General features: G+C 72.6%; 18 protein-coding genes and 1 riboswitch. Of the genes, 9 read left to right on the plus strand and 9 right to left on the minus strand.

All coding sequences use genetic code 11. The features are described from left to right. Positions 1 to 64: 64 nt before the first annotated feature. Positions 65 to 1,738, plus strand: coding sequence for a phenylacetic acid degradation protein PaaN (paaN, locus tag ACIA47_RS12690; RefSeq protein WP_396707690.1), 1,674 nt, complete (start codon positions 65 to 67; stop codon positions 1,736 to 1,738). Positions 1,739 to 1,925: 187 nt separating this feature from the next. On the opposite strand, the gene ACIA47_RS12695 is transcribed toward paaN, so the two are convergent. Beyond that, positions 1,926 to 2,456, minus strand: coding sequence for a GNAT family N-acetyltransferase (locus ACIA47_RS12695; protein WP_396707692.1), 531 nt, complete (start codon positions 2,454 to 2,456; stop codon positions 1,926 to 1,928). A 323-nt stretch (positions 2,457 to 2,779) separates the two neighbouring features. On the opposite strand from ACIA47_RS12695, the gene ACIA47_RS12700 reads away from it, so the two are divergent. From ACIA47_RS12700 to groL, 3 genes are all read left to right on the plus strand, one after another. Further along, entirely contained in the window at positions 2,780 to 2,983 is a 204-nt protein-coding gene (locus ACIA47_RS12700; protein ID WP_091402914.1) for a cold-shock protein, read from the plus strand. Between the two features lie 94 nt (positions 2,984 to 3,077). Further along, on the plus strand, positions 3,078 to 4,241 hold the full coding sequence (locus tag ACIA47_RS12705) for a hypothetical protein (RefSeq protein ID WP_396707695.1): 1,164 nt from the start codon (positions 3,078 to 3,080) through the stop codon (positions 4,239 to 4,241). Between the two features lie 269 nt (positions 4,242 to 4,510). Next, positions 4,511 to 6,133: a chaperonin GroEL gene (gene groL / locus ACIA47_RS12710; protein ID WP_030490078.1), complete on the plus strand. Its 1,623-nt coding sequence runs from the start codon at positions 4,511 to 4,513 to the stop codon at positions 6,131 to 6,133. Between the two features lie 56 nt (positions 6,134 to 6,189). On the opposite strand, the gene ACIA47_RS12715 is transcribed toward groL, so the two are convergent. The 3 genes from ACIA47_RS12715 to ACIA47_RS12725 form a co-directional block, all read right to left on the minus strand. Beyond that, positions 6,190 to 6,438: a hypothetical protein gene (locus tag ACIA47_RS12715; RefSeq protein ID WP_396707697.1), complete on the minus strand. Its 249-nt coding sequence runs from the start codon at positions 6,436 to 6,438 to the stop codon at positions 6,190 to 6,192. A 78-nt stretch (positions 6,439 to 6,516) separates the two neighbouring features. Continuing rightward, complete coding sequence (locus ACIA47_RS12720; RefSeq protein WP_203126259.1) at positions 6,517 to 7,452, minus strand: GNAT family N-acetyltransferase; 936 nt, start codon at positions 7,450 to 7,452, stop codon at positions 6,517 to 6,519. Positions 7,453 to 7,521: 69 nt separating this feature from the next. Further along, positions 7,522 to 10,092 carry a S8 family serine peptidase gene (locus ACIA47_RS12725; RefSeq protein ID WP_396707699.1) on the minus strand — a complete coding sequence of 857 codons (2,571 nt, stop codon included), beginning with the start codon at positions 10,090 to 10,092 and terminating at the stop codon, positions 7,522 to 7,524. Positions 10,093 to 10,304: 212 nt separating this feature from the next. Between ACIA47_RS12725 and ACIA47_RS12730 the strand changes: the two genes are divergently transcribed. Continuing rightward, a complete protein-coding gene (locus ACIA47_RS12730) occupies positions 10,305 to 12,170 on the plus strand; it encodes a glycerol-3-phosphate dehydrogenase/oxidase (protein WP_396707701.1) in 1,866 nt (621 codons plus the stop codon). A gap of 88 nt (positions 12,171 to 12,258) precedes the next feature. Then, positions 12,259 to 12,795 carry a hypothetical protein gene (locus ACIA47_RS12735; RefSeq protein ID WP_203121732.1) on the plus strand — a complete coding sequence of 179 codons (537 nt, stop codon included), beginning with the start codon at positions 12,259 to 12,261 and terminating at the stop codon, positions 12,793 to 12,795. A 10-nt stretch (positions 12,796 to 12,805) separates the two neighbouring features. Here the strand turns inward: ACIA47_RS12735 and ACIA47_RS12740 are convergent, their stop codons facing one another. Continuing rightward, on the minus strand, positions 12,806 to 14,206 hold the full coding sequence (locus ACIA47_RS12740; protein ID WP_396707703.1) for an FAD-binding oxidoreductase: 1,401 nt from the start codon (positions 14,204 to 14,206) through the stop codon (positions 12,806 to 12,808). A 68-nt stretch (positions 14,207 to 14,274) separates the two neighbouring features. On the opposite strand from ACIA47_RS12740, the gene ACIA47_RS12745 reads away from it, so the two are divergent. Next, positions 14,275 to 14,559, plus strand: coding sequence for a DUF4031 domain-containing protein (locus ACIA47_RS12745; protein WP_396707705.1), 285 nt, complete (start codon positions 14,275 to 14,277; stop codon positions 14,557 to 14,559). On the opposite strand, the gene ACIA47_RS12750 is transcribed toward ACIA47_RS12745, so the two are convergent. Continuing rightward, positions 14,531 to 15,187 carry a metal-dependent phosphohydrolase gene (locus tag ACIA47_RS12750; protein WP_396707707.1) on the minus strand — a complete coding sequence of 219 codons (657 nt, stop codon included), beginning with the start codon at positions 15,185 to 15,187 and terminating at the stop codon, positions 14,531 to 14,533. The two genes, ACIA47_RS12745 and ACIA47_RS12750, sit on opposite strands and share 29 nt — an antisense overlap. Before the next feature lie 82 nt (positions 15,188 to 15,269). On the opposite strand from ACIA47_RS12750, the gene ACIA47_RS12755 reads away from it, so the two are divergent. After that, entirely contained in the window at positions 15,270 to 16,529 is a 1,260-nt protein-coding gene (locus ACIA47_RS12755) for an aromatic acid exporter family protein (protein ID WP_396708224.1), read from the plus strand. A 23-nt stretch (positions 16,530 to 16,552) separates the two neighbouring features. Here ACIA47_RS12755 and ACIA47_RS12760 read toward each other — a convergent pair whose 3' ends face one another. After that, positions 16,553 to 17,821, minus strand: a complete 1,269-nt coding sequence (locus ACIA47_RS12760) for an aminotransferase class V-fold PLP-dependent enzyme (RefSeq protein ID WP_396707709.1) — start codon at positions 17,819 to 17,821, stop codon at positions 16,553 to 16,555. A gap of 46 nt (positions 17,822 to 17,867) precedes the next feature. After that, a riboswitch (SAM riboswitch) is annotated at positions 17,868 to 17,988 on the minus strand. Between the two features lie 23 nt (positions 17,989 to 18,011). Here ACIA47_RS12760 and ACIA47_RS12765 point away from each other — a divergent pair. After that, positions 18,012 to 19,502 carry a PrsW family intramembrane metalloprotease gene (locus ACIA47_RS12765; protein WP_396707711.1) on the plus strand — a complete coding sequence of 497 codons (1,491 nt, stop codon included), beginning with the start codon at positions 18,012 to 18,014 and terminating at the stop codon, positions 19,500 to 19,502. Between the two features lie 32 nt (positions 19,503 to 19,534). On the opposite strand, the gene ACIA47_RS12770 is transcribed toward ACIA47_RS12765, so the two are convergent. Both ACIA47_RS12770 and ACIA47_RS12775 read right to left on the minus strand, forming a co-directional pair. Further along, on the minus strand, positions 19,535 to 19,702 hold the full coding sequence (locus ACIA47_RS12770; RefSeq protein ID WP_396707713.1) for a hypothetical protein: 168 nt from the start codon (positions 19,700 to 19,702) through the stop codon (positions 19,535 to 19,537). 93 nt (positions 19,703 to 19,795) lie between these two features. Further along, a complete protein-coding gene (locus ACIA47_RS12775; protein ID WP_091402887.1) occupies positions 19,796 to 20,134 on the minus strand; it encodes a co-chaperone GroES in 339 nt (112 codons plus the stop codon). Positions 20,135 to 20,159 lie beyond the last annotated feature (25 nt).

Below are 20,159 nucleotides of genomic sequence, written 5' to 3' on the forward strand. Positions count from 1 at the left end.
GCATGCGCCGCTGCCGGGCATTCGCGCTACTGCTCGCGGACGTGACTCAGGCATGATGGCGGGCATGACGGAGACCCCGCATCCCCTGTACGACAGGCACGCCGACACCCTCAACCGTGCGCTGACCGCGATCACGGAGCGGGGCTACTGGTCCGCCTATCCCGAATCCCCCAGCCCCCGGGTGTACGGCGAGACCGCCGCCGCCGACGGCAAGGCCGCCTTCGAGGCGTACCTCGGCGGTGACTTCCCGCTCGACCAGCCCGGCAGCGGCGACCGGGTCGCCACCGAGACGAGCCCGTTCGGGGTGGAGTTGGCGGTGCGGTACCCGCACGCCGGCACCGGCGAACTGGTCGCCGCCGCCTCCGCCGCGCTGCCGGCATGGCGCGACGCCGGCCCGCAGGCCCGGGTGGGCGTCTGCCTGGAGATCCTCGACCGGCTGCACAAGCACATCTTCGAGCTGGCCAACGCGGTGCAGTTCACCAGCGGGCAGGCGTTCGTGATGGCCTTCCAGGCCGGTGGCGCGCACGCGCTGGACCGGGCGCTGGAAGCGCTGGCGTACGCGTACGCCGAGATGACCCGGCACCCGGGCACGGCGGGTTGGGAAAAGGCCGCCGGCAAGGGTGACCCGCTGCGGATGACCAAGACGTTCCACGTGGTGCCGCGTGGGGTGGCGCTGGTGATCGGCTGCAACACCTTCCCGACCTGGAACTCGTACCCCGGCCTGTTCGCCTCGCTGGTCACCGGCAACCCGGTGATCGTCAAGCCGCACCCGCGCGCGGTGCTGCCGCTGGCCATCACCGTGAAGTACGCCCGGGAGGTGCTCGCCGAGGCCGGGTTCGACCCGAACCTGATCATGCTGGCGGCCGAGGCGCCCGGTGAGAAGCTCGCCAGCGACCTGGCCCTGCACCGCTCCGTCAAGATCGTCGACTTCACCGGCTCCACCGAGTACGGCGACTGGCTGGAGACGCACGCCCGGCAGGCATCTGTCTACACCGAGAAGGCCGGCCTCAACACCGTCGTCATCGACTCCACCGACGACTTCGCCGGCATGTGCCGCAACCTCGGTTTCACGCTGACCCTCTACAGCGGGCAGATGTGCACCACCTCACAGAACATCCTCATCCCGGCCGGCGGCATCGAGACCGACCAGGGGCACAAGAGCTTCGACGAGGTGGCCGGCGGGATCGCCGCCGCAGTCGGCAAGCTCACCGCCGACCCGGCCCGAGGTGTGGAGCTGACCGGCGCCATCGTCAACGACGGGGTGCTGGAGCGGCTCGCCGAGGTGACCAAGGTCGGCGAGCCGGTGCTGGAGTCGCGGGCCGTGGCCCACCCGTCGTACGCCGACGCGGTGGTACGTACCCCGACGATCGTGAAGCTGACCGCGGACGACGCGGAGACGTACGGCCGGGAATGGTTCGGGCCGATCTCGTTCGCCATCGCGACCGACTCCACCACGCACAGCCTGGAGCTGCTGCGCCGGACGGTCGGCGAGAAGGGCGCGCTCACCGCCGGGGTCTACTCGACCGACGAGGCCGTGCTGGACGCAACCGAGGCGGTGGCGGTCGAGGTCGGGGTGCACCTGTCCTGCAACCTCACCGGCGGTGTCTTCGTCAACCAGTCGGCGGCGTTCTCCGACTTCCACGGCAGTGGGGCCAACGCGGCGGCCAACTCGGCGCTGACCGACGGGGCGTACGTCGCCAACCGGTTCCGGATCGTGCAGTCTCGGCGGCACGTCTGACCTTTGGTTGCGGTTTCCGGGGCTGTCCCGTTCCTCGCGGTTGGGGGTTCCGGGGCAGCCCGCGCCGCTCCGGGCGGTCAGGCTTGATCCCTGCGCGAGGCGGGCTGCCCCGGAAACCCTTTGTGGGCACGGTTGCCGCTGACGCGTCCGACCTTGGGGGCATCACCGGGGTTCTGCCCTGGGGAGGCTAGGCGGGGCGGCGCATCTGTAGCTCGGTGAGGGCTGGGATGGTCGGGTGGGGGACTCGTACCCCGGTGTCCTTGAAGCCCAGGCGCTGGTAGGCGCGGTAGGCGCGGTCGTTACCGACCACCACCTCCAGCAGCAGCTCGGGTCGGCCACAGGCTCGCGACCAGGCTGCCACCCCGTCGATCAGCTCGCCGAGCAGGCCACTGCCGCGCCAGGCCGGCGTGACGTACACGGCGTAGATCACGGTCAGCCCCGGTTCGTTCGGGTGGGTCGTACCACCGGCGTGCCCGACCAGCCGGCCGCCCGGGTCGGCGACGAACTGCGCGTTACCGGCACCGGCGGAGGTGTACGCGACCCGGGCGGCGAACTCGTTGTGCGGTCGGGCCGCCGCGTCCGCCAGGGTCTCCAGGAAGGCCAACGGCGCGTCGGCCAGCATCTCCAGGCGCAGCGCCCGCATCCGGGCGGCGTCCTCCGGCCGGACCCGGCGGATCTCCGCGAGCCGCAGGGCCGGTGAGCCCATGTCGGTGGTCATGTCCGCATGCCTACCACAGGGCAGAGATGGCGTTTCGCGAGCTGGGCCCGACCGCCGTCAACTCGGGGCCACCCTGCGACCATCCCTCCATTCGCAATGACGCGGGCGAATCCGGTGGCTCGAGAACCCGGCCGATCAGCGCGGTCGGGACGCCCCGAAGTCTGTCTGATTGTGGCCGTGCGCGGCCGTCACTCCTCGTGTAGCGTGCGATTTCGGTCACCTGCTTCAATGGCGGTCATCGATCGCTGAGTCGGTGGTCCGGGGCGCCCGGCCGTGCCGTGCGCCGAGTCAGGCAACGCCGCGCAGAGTGAGGGAAGTGCACCGTGGCACAGGGCTCCGTGAAGTGGTTCAACGCCGAGAAGGGCTACGGCTTCATCGCCGTCGACGGCGGTCAGGACGTGTTCGTCCATTTCTCCGCGATCGAGATGGACGGTTACAAGGCGCTGGACGACGGTCAGCGGGTCGAGTTCGAGATCACCCAGGGCCAGAAGGGCCCACAGGCAGAGCACGTACGCGTCATCGGCTGAGCTTCCTGGCCGATCGGCCCCGTGAGTCGGGGCTGCGGCAGGGGCGCGCAGCCGGGAAGATCGTGAACCGTTCCAGCCGATGTGAGGAGCGTTCATGACCGACCAGCCGCCCCCGTCCACTCCGTCCCCCGGGTCGGGGGAGCCGGACCCGTCCTCGCCCGCAGGCAGCCCCGGCCACGCCGGTCCGCCCCCCGGCTGGGGGCCGGGCATGCCCCCGGCCGGCCCGTCCTCCGGCCCCGCCGGTCCGCCGCCCGGGTGGGACCCCGGGCAGGGCGCCTGGGGTGCGGCCCCGCCGCCGCAGGGCTGGGCGTTCCCGCCTACCGGGGGCTACCCGCCCGGGTCGGGTCCCTACGGCGGGCAGCCGTGGTACCCGGGGCCGCCGGTCGGCTGGTACCCGCCGGGATACGGGTTCGACCCGAACGACGCCCTGGTCACTCCGCCCGGTGCCGGCATCGGCGGCTGGTTCAACCGGTGCGGGGGAGCGCTGCGTCGGGGCTGGCGGCAGTTGGTGCCGATCATGCTGCTCACCCAGGTGCTGCCGGCGGCGGTGCTCTCGGTGGTCTCCCTCGGGCTGGACCCGTCGGCGAAGTGGGCCGCCCAGGCCGAATCGACGTCGACCCCCACGCTGCCGGACAATTTCGCCGCCGAGCTGCTGAGCCTCCTGGTCCTACTGGTCGGCGGCAGCCTGGTGGTCGGGTTGGTGCAGGCCGTCGGGTGGGCCGCCGGCACCTGGGTGATCACCCAACAGGCGGCCGGTCAGCCGGCCAGCCTGGAGTCTGCGCTGCGCTACGGCCTGCGTCGGGCACTCGGGCTGTGGGGCTGGACCCTGTTGGTCAGTCTGCTGATCGGCGTCGGTGTCTGTTTCTGCGTGCTGCCGGGCATCTACCTGGCCTTCGCGCTGAGCATGGCCGGCCCGGTCTATCTCTTCGAACGGCACAACCCGATCGGTCGATCGTTCCGGATGTTCCACGACCGGCTCGGCCTGCTGCTCGGACGGGTGGCCCTGGTGGCCGTGGCGGTGATCGTCGGGACCCTGATCCCCGGTGGCCTGGAAGGGATCGGCACCTCCGCGCTCGGAACGGATCCGTTCTCCTCGGCGGGTACCGCCGCCGGGACGGTGGTGGTGATCGCGATCACCGCCGTGCTGGCCCTGCCGGCGCACCTCGCCCAGATGATCGGTCTGCTGGTGACGTACGCAGAGCAGAGGGCCCATGAGGCGCCGGTGAACACTGCCGGACTGGCCGCGGAACTCGGCTGAGCGGCCCCATCGTGCTTGCACTCGGCAGGGGAGAGTGCTAAACAAGTCATTGGCACTCGCATACCGTGAGTGCCAGCGGTCGGGACGGTGGGGCCAGGTTGCACCGGCGTGGAGACGCCGGGGCGGCACATGGCCGGTCGTCGCGGGCTATCCGGCCCGGCCGAAGGACGTCGTCGTCGCCTGGTGGCGACGTCCCAAGTGCGTACACCAGGCGGCCCATCCGGGACACACACTCGGGTGGCCGTGAGTGTCCAGGAGGACAACGCCGTATGGCAAAGATGATCGCGTTCGACGAAGAGGCGCGCCGCGGCCTCGAGCGTGGCATGAACCAGCTCGCCGACGCCGTAAAGGTGACCCTCGGCCCGAAGGGCCGCAACGTCGTGCTCGAGAAGAAGTGGGGTGCCCCCACCATCACCAACGATGGTGTGAGCATCGCCAAGGAGATCGAGCTCGAGGACCCGTACGAGAAGATCGGCGCTGAGCTGGTCAAGGAGGTCGCGAAGAAGACCGACGACGTTGCCGGTGACGGCACGACGACGGCGACCGTCCTGGCCCAGGCCCTGGTTCGCGAGGGCCTGCGTAACGTGGCCGCCGGCGCCAACCCGATGGCCCTGAAGCGGGGCATCGAGGCCGCGGTCGCGAGCGTCTCGGAGGAGCTGTCCAAGCTCGCCAAGGACGTCGAGACCAAGGAGCAGATCGCCTCCACCGCCTCCATCTCCGCTGGCGACAGCACCGTCGGCGAGATCATCGCCGAGGCGATGGACAAGGTCGGCAAGGAAGGCGTCATCACCGTCGAGGAGAGCAACACCTTCGGGCTCGAGCTGGAGCTCACCGAGGGTATGCGCTTCGACAAGGGCTACATCTCGGCCTACTTCATGACCGACCCGGAGCGTATGGAGGCCGTCTTCGACGACCCGTACATCCTGATCGCCAACAGCAAGATCTCGTCGGTGAAGGACCTGCTCCCGATCCTGGAGAAGGTCATGCAGTCGGGCAAGCCGCTGCTGATCATCGCCGAGGACCTGGAGGGCGAGGCCCTCGCCACCCTGGTGGTCAACAAGGTCCGTGGCACCTTCAAGTCGGTCGCCGTCAAGGCGCCGGGCTTCGGTGACCGCCGCAAGGCCATGCTGACCGACATCGCCATCCTCGCCGGTGGCCAGGTCATCAGCGAGGAGGTCGGCCTCAAGCTCGACGCCGCCAGCCTCGACATGCTGGGTCGCGCCCGCAAGGTCGTGGTGACCAAGGACGAGACCACCATCGTCGACGGTGCCGGTGACGCCGAGCAGATCCAGGGCCGGGTCAACCAGATCCGGGCCGAGATCGACAAGAGCGACTCCGACTACGACCGGGAGAAGCTGCAGGAGCGGCTGGCCAAGCTGGCCGGCGGCGTTGCGGTGATCAAGGTCGGCGCGGCCACCGAGGTCGAGCTCAAGGAGCGCAAGCACCGCATCGAGGACGCCGTTCGCAACGCGAAGGCCGCCGTCGAGGAGGGCATCGTCCCGGGTGGTGGCGTCGCGCTGGTGCAGGCCGGCAAGACCGCCTTCGACAAGCTCGACCTGGTCGGCGACGAGGCGACCGGTGCGAACATCGTCAAGGTGGCGCTGGACGCCCCGCTGCGGCAGATCGCCGTCAACGCCGGCCTTGAGGGCGGCGTCGTGGTGGAGAAGGTCCGTAACCTCGAAGCGGGTCACGGTCTGAACGCCGCCAACGGCGAGTACGTCGACCTGCTGGCCGCGGGCATCATCGACCCGGCCAAGGTCACGCGCTCGGCGCTGCAGAACGCCGCTTCCATCGCGGCGCTCTTCCTCACCACCGAGGCTGTTGTCGCGGACAAGCCGGAGAAGACCCCGGCTGCCCCGGCTGGCCCGGGTGGCGGGGACATGGACTTCTGAGTCCAGTTCCGACACCGAACGGGGCGGGCCGCTGACGCGGTCCGCCCCGTTCGTCGTCAGGTTGGTAGTGGGCGCTGGTTACGCCGTTTCTGTGCCCGGTTGTACGGCGGGAGCAGTTGGATCGGCGCGTCCACCATCTCCCGCGGCTCCTCGACCACCGACGGCTCAGCGTCGGTCGTCATCTCGGCCAGTTGTTCGGCGTCGCCGTAGTCGAGCCGGTCGAACGGCAGTTGGCCGGGGAGTTCACCGACCGGTTTCCAGGTGATCGGCGGGCCGTCCTCGGTCTGGTTGTCATCCGTGGTCATGGCTGCCTCCTCTACCAAAACGGTAGGGGGCGTCGATGGCCGATGCGGGCGAATGGATCCATGTCCTGTTTGCCCCGGTTATGCCGTCGGTAGGCTTCGCCGGTACAGGAAGAAGACCCGCTCGATCCGCGCGCCCGCGCTGCCCGAATAGAACGGCACCGGCCCCACCCAGCCGATCTGTGCCCGATCCAGCCCCGCCGCCCGCTGGTCGCGCAGGCAGCGCCGCAACAGCACCCCACCGATGCCCGACCCCTCCGCGGCCGGCGCGGTGCCCATCGGCCCGAACCAGCTCGGCCGGGACGACCCGTACGCGGCGAAGCCGAGCACCTCGCCGTCCCGCTCCGCCAGGTGGCAACCCGCGTCGGCGCGCCCCACGGACCCGGCCAGCTCGCCGTCCCACGTTCCGCCGAAGGTGGACCGGGCGAACGCCGACAGCGCCGGCAGGTCCGCCGGCTCCGCCCGGCGTACCGTGACGCCCTGATCGGCGAGCCGCCGCTCCGTCGCCTCGGTGGACCGCAGTGCCGGCGACCCGTCGTACGACAGGTCCGCTGTCATGTTCCAGGCGGTCCGGTCGTGCTGGTAGCCGAGCGCGAGGGCGGCGCAGACCGCCGGCGTGTAGCGGACGTCGATTCCCGGCCACGCGTAGTACGGCGGGTTTCCGGCCAGCAGCACCTCGGTCGCCCCGCGCTCGGCGAGCACCCGCTCGGCCCGCTGGAGCAGCGCCCGGCCGACGCCCCGACGCCGCTGATCCGCAGGGACCGCGACCAGGTCGACGTGCCCGATCCCCGGCTCGGTCGACGACACCGAACAGATCAGCACCCCCACCAGGTCCCCACCCCGGTACGCGCCCAGCCCGACCACCGGCCGGTCGGCGATGGCCCGGGTCCAGAGCACGTCCACGATGGCAGCCGCCTCGGCGGCGTCCTCGGGCAGGTCGAGAGCCTGCTGGCAGAGCTGTACGACGGTGGGGACCAGGTCGGCGGTCAGCTCGGTGACGGTGATCTCGGCGTCCATGGTCGCCGACCCTAGATCACCGGGTGGGGAGGCGCACCCCCGGCTCAGCGCTTCAGGAAGGAAACCTGCCTATTGCTGGGCGGCGCGAACGGCGGCGTAGGCGTCGACCTGACCGGCACCGGTGACGTTCGACGGGGCACCACAGGCGTCGGAGGGGCTGTCGGAGCGGTAGGTGGGCGTCGCCGCCGTGGCGGTGTCCCGAAGGATCTGCCGGGTCCGGGTCACGTCGCCGACCAGCGCCGGGTTCGCCGACCACATCAGCGCGACCACCCCGGCCACCTGCGGGGTCGCCATCGACGTGCCGTCCAGCGCGGCGTACGTGCCGCCCGGCATGGCCGACACCACGCCCACCCCCGGTGCCAGCACGTCCGGTTTACCCGAGCCGCCCGGCACCGGCCCCCGCGAGGAGAATTCGGCGACCCGCCGCTGGGCGTCCACAGCGCCCACTGTCAGCACGTCCGGGTAGGGGGCGGGCGGATCGTCGATCGACGCGCACCACGGGCCGGTGTTACCGGCCGCGGCGACCACGAAGATCCCGGCGGCGTCGAGGGCGGCGGTGGCCGGCCGCAGAACGCGCTGGTCGCAACCCTCGATGGGCGGGCAGCCCCACGAGTTGGTCAGCACCTGGGGGGCGCGCTCCGGACGGCCGTCGGTGAACGGGTCGCCGCCAGCCGGGAAGGGCGCCAACATGAACTGGAGGCAGTCCAGGTAGTGCGCGGGGCTGCCCAGGTTGCGGTCCAGGTTGACGCAGCCCACCCACTGCGCGTCCGGTGCCACCCCGATGCCGTCCCGCCCGACCGCGCTGCCCACCGTGTGGGTGCCGTGCCCGCCCTGGTCGGTCGGGCTCCGAGTGTCGTCCCACGGGTCGTACCAGGAGTCGTTTCCACCACGGAACCCGGCTCGTAGCGCCGGATGGGTGCCGTCCACCCCCGAATCGGAGCTGCCGACCACGATGCCAGTGCCGGTGACCCGGAGTTGGGACCACACCCGGTCGGCACCGATCTGGCGGATGTTCCACTCTGGGCCGGTGGGCTCGGGTGCTGTGCCCCGGTTCTGCCCGGCCGGGGCCGGCAGTGGCCGCAGGCGCTGGCTGACCAGTACCCGCGCCACCTCCGGTCGGCGGGCGAGCCAGGCCCGCACCGCCGGGCCGCCGTCCACCTCGACCGCGTTGACCAGGTAGTACGACACCGGGTCGAGACGCAGCCGATTCAAACCTCGGAGCAGGTCGCGCTGGCTCTGCTCGGCGGTCGTCACCAGCCGCCGGTAGACCTCCGCCGCGCGGGCGTCCCGTCCCGCTCGACCCGGCGCGGCGGTCGGAAGATCGCTCAGGTTGGCCTGCGTACGCAGCACCACGAACAGCCGCTCGCCGTACAGGCCCGGCTGGCCGGGGCCGAGGTCGACCACAGCGAACGCGACCAGCAGCACCACGGCCGCCACCGCGGCGACCCGCCTGTTCGGGGTGCGTGCCGTCGGCCGGGCGAGCAGCACCGCGTACCCGATGGCGACCAGGACCGCGACGGCCAGCCCGACGCCGGCGGCGGCCGCCACCCAGAACGGGATGTCCCGGGTGCCGACCAGAAGCAGGCTGATCTCTTCCGGGTCGGTGAAGGCCAGCGGGCCGAGCGCGGCCAGGGCCACGAGCCAGCCGGTCGCGGTTCGACCGGCGCGGATGGCCTCGGCCGGATCGGCGGCGGGCCGCCAGGTCGCTGCCCAGAGCGCGGCCAGCGCGAAACCCACCGGCGGCAGGGTCAGTAGCGCGGGCAACTGCGCGCCGGACTGGCCGGCCCCGGCCGCGAGCAGCAGCAGCGCCACCCCGGCGACCAGGCCGCCCACCAGCACCAGCCGAGCCGGCCGGGGCGGTCGCCCGGCCGCGAACAGGGACCAGAAGGGGGCATCCAGCAGGGTCGCGGCCAGCACCCCGAGCGCGGCGGCCGCCACCAGCGCGAGTGCGGTCTCCAGGAGGCCGCCGAGCGCGCCCAACCAGGCCCACGGCAGCAGCAGCGCCAGCCCGGCGGCGACCGCGAGCAGCGGCACCGGGCCAACCCGGCGCACGCGCCGTCCGACCGACGCCAGGTCCCCGACAACCGCGGACCGCGTCGCGTCGCCGTCTCCGGTGGCCTCGGGCTGTGTGGCGTCGCCGTCTCCGATGGCCTCGGACCGCGTGGCGTCGCGGTCTCCGGTGGGTGCCGGGCCGCCGACAGCGCCGGCCGCTTCGGGGTACGCCCACCAGCGCGCCGACCAGCGCACGGCGAGCCTGCTGAGCAACGCGGCGCCGGCCAGCGCGGCGAGGTACGCCTCATGGTGCACCGGCGGCACGACCCGCAGCAGTGTGAGCACGCCGAGCGCGAGTGCCCCGATCAACCAGGCCCGCCCGGTGGCCCGGACCGCGCCCGACCGGGGCAGCACGGCCAGCAGCAGGGCGGGCGTGCCCACCAGCACGACCGTGGCCAGGCCGAGCACCGGCCAGAGCCAGCCGAGCCGGTCCCGTCCGAAGCCCAGAAGCACCTGATCGGTGAGCCAGCCACCGGTCTGGGTGCCCACGGTGACCGCAACCGTCCAGCAGCCGACCAGCACGGCCGCGACGACCGGCCACGGGGAAGTGCGGTCGCTGAGTCCGGGTTGCGCAGGTTGAGCGTGCATCCGAGAACCTTACGACCATGGTGAACGGTTTCGAACCGACTGCCTCCTCGAAGAGGCGCGCAGATCTCGGACAGTTTCCGTTAGCTCGTAACGAAAACTGTCCAAGATCTCCGATCGGTCGACGCACGGCATCCGCCTTAATCGGACAGGGCGCGCGGACCGCCCAGAGGTGTGGCAGCGAGACGTGAAGGTCGCCCCGGGGCGGGCGGCGAATGTCGGGACGGTGGCTCGACGGATACGGTGGACGGGTGCGCGACCCCAATGTCTCCCGATCCGTCGCCGGTCAGCTCTCACCGGTCCGCCGTGCGTCCGACCTGCGTCGACTGCGTGCGGAGCGCTTCGACGTGCTGGTCATCGGTGGCGGGGTGACCGGAGCCGGTGCCGCCCTGGACGCGGCGTCCCGGGGCCTGAAGGTGGCGCTGGTCGAGGCCCGTGACCTTGCCGCCGGGACCTCCAGCCGGTCCAGCAAACTGATCCACGGTGGCCTGCGCTACCTGGAGCAGTTGGAGTTCCATCTGGTCCACGAGGCGCTCACCGAGCGCGGCCTGCTGGCCACCCGGCTCGCGCCGCACCTGGTGCGCCCGGTGCCGATCATGGTGCCGCTGCCGGCCGGGCGGGGCCTGCGGGACCTGCCGGCCCGGGTCTTCCGCCGCTCGTACTACGGCGCCGGGGTGGCCGCGTACGACGCCTTCGCCGGGATCTTCGGCGGTGGCCGGGGCATGCCCCTGCATCGTCACCTGACCAGGGAGGGCGCCCGGCGGATCTTCCCGAGTCTGCGGGCCGATGCGCTGGCCGGGGCGATCCGCTACTACGACGGGCAGGTCGACGACGCCCGGCTGGTGGTCACCCTGGCCCGCACCGCGGCCAGTCTCGGTGCCACTGTGGTGAGCAGTGCCGGCGCCGTCGGGTTGATCCGGCAGGCGCGCGAGGTGACCGGCGTCCGCGTCCGGGACCTGGAGGCGCCGCCGGGCTCGCCGGACGCGGAGTTCGAGGTGCAGGCTCGCACCGTCATCGCCGCCACCGGCGTGTGGAGCGACGACATGTCCCGGATGCTCAACGACGTGGGCCTGCGGCCCGGCGTCCGGGTGCGCGCCTCCAAGGGGGTGCACCTTGTGGTGCCCCGCTCGGCGATCACCGGCGAGACGGGGCTCATCCTGCGTACGGCGAGTTCGGTGCTCTTCGTCATCCCGTGGGGCGGGCACTGGATCATCGGCACCACGGACACCGACTGGCGGCTGGACCGTTCCCACCCGGCCGCCTCTGCCCGCGACATCGACTACCTCCTCCAGCAGGTCAACACCGTGCTGGACCGGCCGCTGACCACCGCCGACATCGAGGGCGTGTACGCCGGGCTGCGGCCGCTGCTGGCCGGCGAGGCCGACTCGACCTCGAAGCTCTCCCGTGAGCACGCGGTCTTCGAGCCGATGCTCGGGCTGCTGTTGGTCGCTGGCGGCAAGTACACGACGTACCGGGTGATGGCGTCCGACGTGGTCGACCGGGCCGCTCGCCGGCTCGGCGGCGCCCGCTCGTCGCGCACCGCCGACCTGCCGCTGCTCGGCGCCGACGGGTACCCGGCCATGTGGCGGGACCGGGCCGACCTGGCGCGCCGGCACGGCGTGCCGGTGGGCGTGGTTGAGCACCTGCTGGAGCGGTACGGCACCCTCACCCTGGACCTGCTGGCGCTGGTAGACGCCGATCCTCTGCTGGCGTCCCCGCTGGCTGGTGCTCCGGAGTATCTGGCGGCGGAGGTCGCCTACGCGGCGCGGGCCGAGGGCGCGCTGCACCTGGAGGACGTGCTGACCCGGCGGACCCGGATCTCGTTCGAGACCAGCCACCGGGGGCTGGAGTCGGCGGAGCACACCGCCGAGTTGATGGGCGCGGTGCTCGGTTGGGACGCGACCACCCGGGCCCGCGAGGTCGAGCACTACCGGGCTCGGGTCGAGGCGGAGCGGCAGTCCCAGTTGATGCCGGACGACGCGGCGGCGGACGCGGCCCGGCTCGGTGCTCCGGACGTCCGGGGTTACGCGGCCGACCGGGGTGACGACGACCAGGCGGAGCTGCGCCCGTCCGCTCGATGACGAATTGCGACGTTACCGATGGGTAACCATCGATACCGACCCGGATGGTGGTTTCGAACGCTACCTACGGTGGGGTAGGTTTCCGCGCGTGCTAGCCCGCGCGCGCCCTCGTCTGCTCGTACCCCTGCTCGCCGTCGCGCTCGTCGGCGCCCTGACCGGGTGCTCCCTCTTCGACGGAGACAAGCCGCGCACCCCGGTGGCGCAACCGACCGCCGGCACGGCGGGTGGCAGCTCGCAGCTGGAGATCCCCACCACTGTCGCCGCCGGTCAGGTCAGCCTGCTCCAGCGGCTCGGCGAAGACGGGCCGATGCGCACCCTGAGCGTCGAGCGGAACGGCGCGTGGCAGTGCGTCGACTGCGCCGGCGACGGCGTGACCTCCCGGGGCACCCTCGCACCAGAGCTGACCGAACGGCTCCAGGTGCTGCTCGCCAACCCGGCGCTGGCCGACGAGACCGATCAGGCCCGGCGGTACCGGACAACCTGCATCGACGCGCTGACGTCCAGCCTCATCACCTCGACCGGGCTGATCACCTCGCAGGACTGCCCGGGTGAGGAGCTCACGCCGGTCGCCGGGGAGATCCTGCTGCTGCTCACCCAGGCGACCCCGGCCGAGGTCAAGGGCTGACGGAAGCCGGTCAGAGCACCTTGCCCGGGTTGAGCAGGCCGGCCGGGTCGAGCGCCGACTTGATCGCCTGATGCACCCGGACACCGACCGGCCCGATCTCCCGGGCCAGCCAGTCCCGCTTGAGCAGCCCCACCCCGTGCTCGCCGGTGCAGGTGCCGCCCAGGTCCAGGCCGAGCCGCATGATCTCGTCGAAGGCCCGTCGACCCCGCTGCACGCTCGCCGGGTCGGCCCGGTCGACAACGATGTTCGGGTGCATGTTGCCGTCCCCGGCGTGCCCTACCACGCCGATCGGCACGTCGCACTCGGCCGCGATCCGGGCGACCCCGTCCAGGAGCGCGGCGAGCGCGCCGCGCGGCACCGCCACATCGTCGATCACCAGACCGCCGTTGCCGCCCGGGTAGGCGTCCGCCGCGAACTTCTCCATGGCCGGGTGGGCCAGCCGGCGAGCCTGCAGCAGCGCCGCCGCCTCCACCGCGTCGGTGGCCGCGTAGACCTCGTCGGCGCCGACGGCCTCGCACACCTCGGCCAGCACGGCCAGGTCGTCGGCCGCCCGGGAGCCGGTGTCGGCGGCGGCCAGCAACAGGGCCTGCGCGTCGGTCCGCAACCCCATCGGCTGGTACGCCTCGATCGCCCGCAGGTGGGTCTGGTCCAGCAACTCCAGCAGGCTGGGGGTGAGCCCGCGAGCCGCGATCTCCGCCACCGCCGCGCCGGCCGTGGCGGTGGATCCGAAGACCGCCACCAGCGTCAGCGACTCGGCCGGGGCGGGCCGCAGCGCCACTGTCACCTCGGTGATCACGCCGAGGGTGCCCTCCGAACCGACGAACAGTCGGGTCAGGTCGTAGCCGGCCACCCCCTTGGCCGTACGCCGGCCGGTGCGCAGCACCTCGCCGGAGGCGAGCACCACCTCCAGGCCGAGCACGTACTCGGTGGTCACTCCGTACTTCACACAGCACATGCCGCCGGCGTTGGTGGCCACGTTGCCGCCGATCGTGGACGACTCCCAGGAGCCGGGGTCCGGCGGGTACCAGAGGCCCTGTTCGGCCACCGCTCCGGCCAGCGCCGCGTTGACCACCCCGGGCTGGACCACCGCGATCCGGCTCACCGGGTCGATCTCGCGGATCTCGGTCATCGCGACGGTGCTGAGCACGACCGCGCCGTCCACCGCGTTCGCCGCGCCGGCCAGCCCGGTCCGCGCCCCCTGCGGCACCACCGGTACGCCGTGCCGCGCCGCCGCCTGGATCACGGCGACCACCTGCTCGGTGTCGCGCGGGCGGGTCACCACCAGCGGAACGCCGGCGGCGCACAGGTCGGCCTCGTCGCGCTGGTGCATGCGCAGCAGGTCCGGGTCGGTGAGCACGGCGTCGTCACCGAGCGCGGCGCGCAGGTCGTCGAGGAGCGCGGTGGGGGCCATGCAGCCGAGGTTAAGGCGGTACCGGGCGATCATCAACATGATCGACTGGGCGGGATAACTTGGGCACCATGCTCTACCTGGACCGGCCGGCCTGGCCGTGGCGCGGTCGGCTCTGGTCGCACCTGATCAGTGACGTCTCGTACGCCGAGCTGCACGCCTTCGCCGAGGCGCTCGGTGCGCCCCGGCGCGGCTTCGACCGGGACCACTACGACATTCCGGCCGACCGGTTCGCGGCGGCGGTGTGGCTCGGTGCCCAGGTGGTGCCGAGCCGGGAGCTGGTCCGGTTGCTCCGCACCGCCGACCTGCGTCGACCGAAGCACCTGGTCAGCCCGCGTTCTCCGGCTCCGCGGTGAGGGCGGCCAGCTCGCGGCGCACATTGTCCCGGGCGGGCTCTTCCCACCGGCTCGCCAGCGGTGGCGACCGGAACAGCGCGGGCAGCGCCAGCAGGCCGGTCAACACGGCGGCCCGCCCAACCCGGAAGGCCTGCTCCGGCACATGGGCGTACTCCCGGCGGATCGCCGCCGCGTAACGCTCGTAGCGGGCCGGCGGCGCGGCCAGCACGGCCAGGTCCGCATCGCAGAGCAGCACACCGTCCCGGTCGCCCGGTGCCGCCGTGTGCCCGGCGGTGAGCAGCACCAGCCGGCGCACCTCGGCCACAGTGGGCGCCGGCACCCCGAGCCCGGTGAGCACGTTCTCGGCCAGCGCGGCGCTGTCCCGTTCGTTGGCGTCGCCGGCGGCCCGGGGGTCGTAGACCGCGTCGTGGAACCAGGCCGCCAGCCGGACCGCGTCGGCCCGAGTGGCCAGGTCGGCGTGCTGGTCCACCACATCGAGCACCGCCGTCAGGTGGGTCAGCGTGTGGTAGTGCCGGTGCGGCTCCCGCCACCGGACGATCAACTGCTCGCCGGCCCGGGTGATATCCGGATCGGGCCTCGCGCCGGCACCCCGGGCCGCCGCCCGCCATCGGTCCAACAGATCAACCACCGCCCGAGTCTCCCGCATCGGCCCGCGACGCGCCCGAAGGGAGGGTTCAGCCGGCCCACCACGGGTAGTCGCGCCCATGGCCGTGGCCCGGGACAAGCGACCTCCGGTGGTGCGACGTACCGCGCTGCGCGAAGGGCTGGTAGACATCGACGGCGCGCGGATCGCCGAGGCCACCGAACAGCTGCGCCACCGCGGCCGGGCCACCCTGCACGACCGGCTGCACCGGGTACGGATGGCCGGCGGGCTCGCCGTGCAGGCCGGGCTGGCGGCCGGGCTCGCGTACCTGATCTCGCACAAGGTGCTCGGCAACCCGCAACCGGTCTTCGCGCCGATCTCCGCGGTCGGCACCCTTGCCGCGTCGGTCGGCCAGCGGTTCCGCCGGACCATCGAGTTGATCGTCGGGGTGGGGGTCGGGGTGGCCGTCGGCGACCTGCTGATCTACCTGCTCGGCACCGGGGCGTGGCAGCTCGGCCTGGTGGTCACAGTGGCGATCCTGCTCACCATCTTCGCCGGGGCGAGCGTGGCCATCGTCATCCAGGCGGCGGCCACTGCGGTGCTGATCGTGACGCTGAGCCCGTCGACCCAGAATCTGGAGATCCCGCGCTTCGTCGACGCGTTCCTCGGCGGTGGGATCGCGCTGCTGGTCACGGCGGTGTTGCTGCCACTGAACCCGCTGCGAGTGATCAACCGGGCCGCCCGACCCGCCCTGGACCTGCTCGCCGCCCAACTCGACGCCACAGCGGACGGGCTGCGCAACCGGGACCGCGCCACTCTCCAGGGCGCCCTGGAGAAGCTGCGCAACAACAAGGAGGAACTGGCCACGCTGGGCGAGGCGATCGAGGGGGCGAAGGAGACCGCCACCCTCTCCCCGGCCCGCTGGCACCGCCGCGACGAACTGACCCACTACGCGGAGGCGGCCGACCCGATCGACCGGGCGATGCGCAACAGCGGCACGCTGATCCGCCGGTCCGTCACGTTGGTCGAGGACGAGGAACCGGTGCCCGATCCGATGCCGGACGCGATCGGTCACCTCGCCGAGTCGGTCCGGCTGCTCAAGCACGAGTTCGCCGCCGGTGAGGAGCCGGAGAAGGCCCGGGAGCGGTCGCTGCGGGCGGTCAGCGAGGCCGGCCGGGCGTACGGCGACGGGGTGGGCTTCTCCGGCAGTGTGGTGGTCGCCCAGGTCCGCACCACCGCGAGCGACCTGCTGGTCGCCTCCGGTATCGAGCAGGAGGAGGCGAACCGGTGGATCCGCACCGCCTTCGGGGAGCAGGAGCGCCCGGTCGGTGAGCCCGCCGAGCCCGGCGAGACACCGAAGCCACCCACCGCCCCGCCGGTCGGCTGAGCGGTGACCGCCGCCGGGCGGCCTCAGCCCAACTCGGCCAGGGCCGCGAGCAACCGGTCCACCTGAGCGGCAGTGCTGCCCAGCCCGATGCTGGCACGCAGCGCGGTGGGCGGCAGGTCCCGACGGCCGGTACGACCCGCCGCCTCGCCGAGCAGACGCCGGGCCAGCGGGTGGGCACAGAACAACCCGTCCCGTACGCCGATGTGGTGCTCGGCGGCCAGCCGCGTGGCCACCTCGGCGGAGTCCCGGCCGGCGACCACGAAAGAGACGATGCCGACCCGGGGCGCGTCCGGGCCGAAGGTGCGCAGCTCGACGACGTGCGGCAGGGCGGCGAGGCCGGTCCGTAGCCGGGTCAGCAGGGCCTGCTCGTGGGCGGCCAGCGCGCCCTGGTCCGCCTCGTCGAGCGCCTTGCACACCGCCGCCAGCGCAACCGCTCCGAGCAGGTTCGGGGTGCCGCCCTCGTGGCGGGCCGGGCCGGTCGCCCAGGTCACGTCGTGGGTGGCCGGCCCGACGTGGCTGGTGGCGCCACCACCGGCCAGGTAGGGCGGGGCGGCGTCCAACCAGTCGGCCCGACCGATCAGCACGCCCGCGCCGAACGGCGCGTACAGCTTGTGGCCGGACACGGCCAGGTAGTCGACGTCGAGCGCGAGCAGGTCGACCGGGGCGTGCGGGGCGAGCTGCGCGGCGTCGAGCACGATCCGGGCACCGTGCAGGTGGGCCACCCGCGCCAGTTCGGCGACCGGCCACCGCTCACCGGTCACGTTGCTCGCACCGGTCACCGCTACCAGCACCGGCAACGCCGGGCTGCTGCCCCGGCGCAGCTCGGTGAGGGCGGCGGCGAGATCGCGTACCGCCCCGGCGCTGTCGCTGGGCACCGGCAGCCGCACCGACCCGCGCGGCCAGGGCAGCAGGTTGGCATGGTGCTCGCCGGCGTTCGTGACCACCGTCGTGCCGGCCGGCACGGCCCGCGCCAGCAGGTTGAGCGCGTCAGTGGTGTTGCGGGTGAAGATCACGTGATCGTCGGCGCGAGCGCCGAAGTGGTCGCCGATCGTCTGCCGGGCCTGCTCGTACGCGAGGGTGCATCGCCGCGACAGCGCTCCCGCTCCGCGATGCACGCTGGCGTACCAGGGCAGCAGCTCGGCCACCGCGTCGGCGGCGGCCCGGGCGCACGGCGCACTGGCCGCGTAGTCCAGGTTGATCTCGCCGGGCACGCCGAGGACGTCGAGCGGCGCGGACGGCGCCGACGGCACGGTGGGCAGGCTGGGCAGCGAGGGGACGAGAGTGACGGACACGCCGGAACCTCCGGGGTCAGGGACCCCGGGTGCGACATCGGGACGGGGTCCGCGCTTGCCCAGCACACCGATCGGGCTGGGCCCGGTCATCACCCGGGGCACCCCACCGCGAACTCGACGAGGGTTGCCGGCCAGCAAGCCGGGGCTGAACGCTGGCACTCGTGACCTGCCGGCAGCATAGCGGCTACCGATGCGACCGAACCAGCCGGCGGCGGATGGCTACGCTGACCGCATGGCCGACACCCCGCCTGGTTCACCGCTGCCGCCGTCGCCCGCCGCCCCGCCTGCGCCCGCCGTCCCGCCCATGGGTGAGACGCCCCGGATGCCGCTGCGCCGACTGGGCTGGCGGCGGTTCCTGGTGCTGGCCGGGGTGGTGCTGTTGATCGCGGCGTGCGCGGTCTTCATGGTCTTCACGCTCGGCCAGTCGCTCGGTGTGCAGGCCCTGCTGATCGGAGTGGTCGCCGCCATCCTGCCGGTGCCGGTGCTGGTCGCCTGCTTCCTCTGGCTGGACCGGTACGAACCGGAGCCGCTGAAGTATCTGATCTTCTGCTTCGCCTGGGGGGCGTTCGTCTCCACCGCCGCCTCGCTCACGGTCAACGACTTCGCGGCCAACCGCTTCGCCGACTGGGGCCTGCCGTCCGCGCTCACCGGAGTGCTGGTGGCGCCGTTCATCGAGGAGCTGACCAAGGCGCTGGGCCCGATCCTGCTGCTGGTGTTCCGCCGCCGCGAGTGGTCCGGGATCACCGACGGCCTGGTCTACTGCGGGCTCTCCGCGGTCGGCTTCGCGATGGTGGAGAACATCCTCTACCTGGGCGGGTTGGGGTACGCGTCCGGCGCCGACCGGTACGGCCCGGCCACCGGCATCCAGCAGGTCATCGCGATCTTCATTTTGCGGATCCTGCTGTTCGGGTTCGCCCATCCCCTTTTCACCTCGATGACCGGTGTGGGGCTGGGTATCGCCTCCCGGACGGCCGACCGGCGCATCCGGGTGCTCGCCCCGATCGCCGGCCTGCTGCTGGCGATGATGCTGCACGGCACGTGGAACCTGCTGCCCACGCTGACCCAGGCCACCGGTGAGGCCATGATCATGCTGTACGGCTTCCTGGGCCTGATGGTGCCGGTCTTCTTCGGCACCGTGGGGCTGGCCCTGTGGCTGCGCGCCTGGGAGGGGCGGCTCACCGAGCGGGTCCTGCCCGACTACGTAAGCGCCGGCTGGCTCAGCCCGCCCGAGGTGGCCGCCCTGAGCAGTCTCGGCCGGCGGCACGCCGCCCGCAGTTGGGCGCGGCGGGTGGCCGGCGACGCCGGGGTGCGGGCGATGCGGGGTTACCAGTCCGCCGCCACCCGGCTGGCACTGCTGCGCGATGGGGCGCTGCGCGGCCTGGACCGCAAACCCGCCGACCAGGAGCGGACCGCCCGCGAGGAGCGGGAGCTGCTGGACGCGATCACCGAATACCGGTCGTTCTTCGTGGGTCGGGACCCGCAGGCCCCGGCGGGGGTCTGGGACGGCAGCCGCTACCACCTGCGCTTCCCGGACGGCACGCAGCGCGCGGTGGACGCGCCGGACGAGCCGGTGGTGCCGATCCCGGTGGTGCTGGCTCCCGCGCCGGCTCCGGTGGGGTACGCCCCGCCCGGTTGGCCCGGCCTGCGCCCGGCGTCTCCCTGGCCGCCGACGCACCCCTGACAGCTGCGGCCGACGAAATGATGGCTGGCGGCTCAGGCCAACAGCGAGGTGAGGAAGTCACCGAGGCCCTGGAACATCGCGATCAGCGTGGCTCCGATCGCCCGGAACATCTGCGCGGCGCCGTCCGGCCGAAAGGCCATGAAGTAGATCAGGAACGCGACACTGCCCCAGGTCAACAGCTTCTTCACGAATACCGGCATCGTCCCTCCCCAGGGCCACGGTCGCCGGATGGCTTCCCGTCGTGCGGCTGGGCAAACGGTGCGCGACGGGCCCTGGTGGCCGGGGGAGGTGCGTCAGAGGTAGAGGCCGGTCGAGTCGTTCTCGATCCGCTCGGCGGCCACGGCGTGCACGTCCCGCTCCCGCAGCAGCACGTAACCGCGGCCGTGCAGCTCGACCTCGGAGCGCTCGTCCGGGTCGAAGAGTACCCGGTCGCCGGAGACGATGGCGCGGACGTTCGGCCCCACCCCGACCGCGGTGGCCCAGGCGAGGCGCTTGCCGACCGCTGCGGTCGCCGGAATGACGATGCCAGCGGTGGAGCGGCGTTCGCCCTCACTGCCCTCCATCCGGACCAGCACGCGGTCGTGCAGCAGGCGGATCGGCAGGCCGGCGTCCAGATCGTTGTCGGCGGTCACGTCGCAGACGCTACCGTGTGGCCGA

The organism is Micromonospora sp. NPDC051227 (genome assembly GCF_044455385.1).
Classification (GTDB): domain Bacteria; phylum Actinomycetota; class Actinomycetes; order Mycobacteriales; family Micromonosporaceae; genus Micromonospora.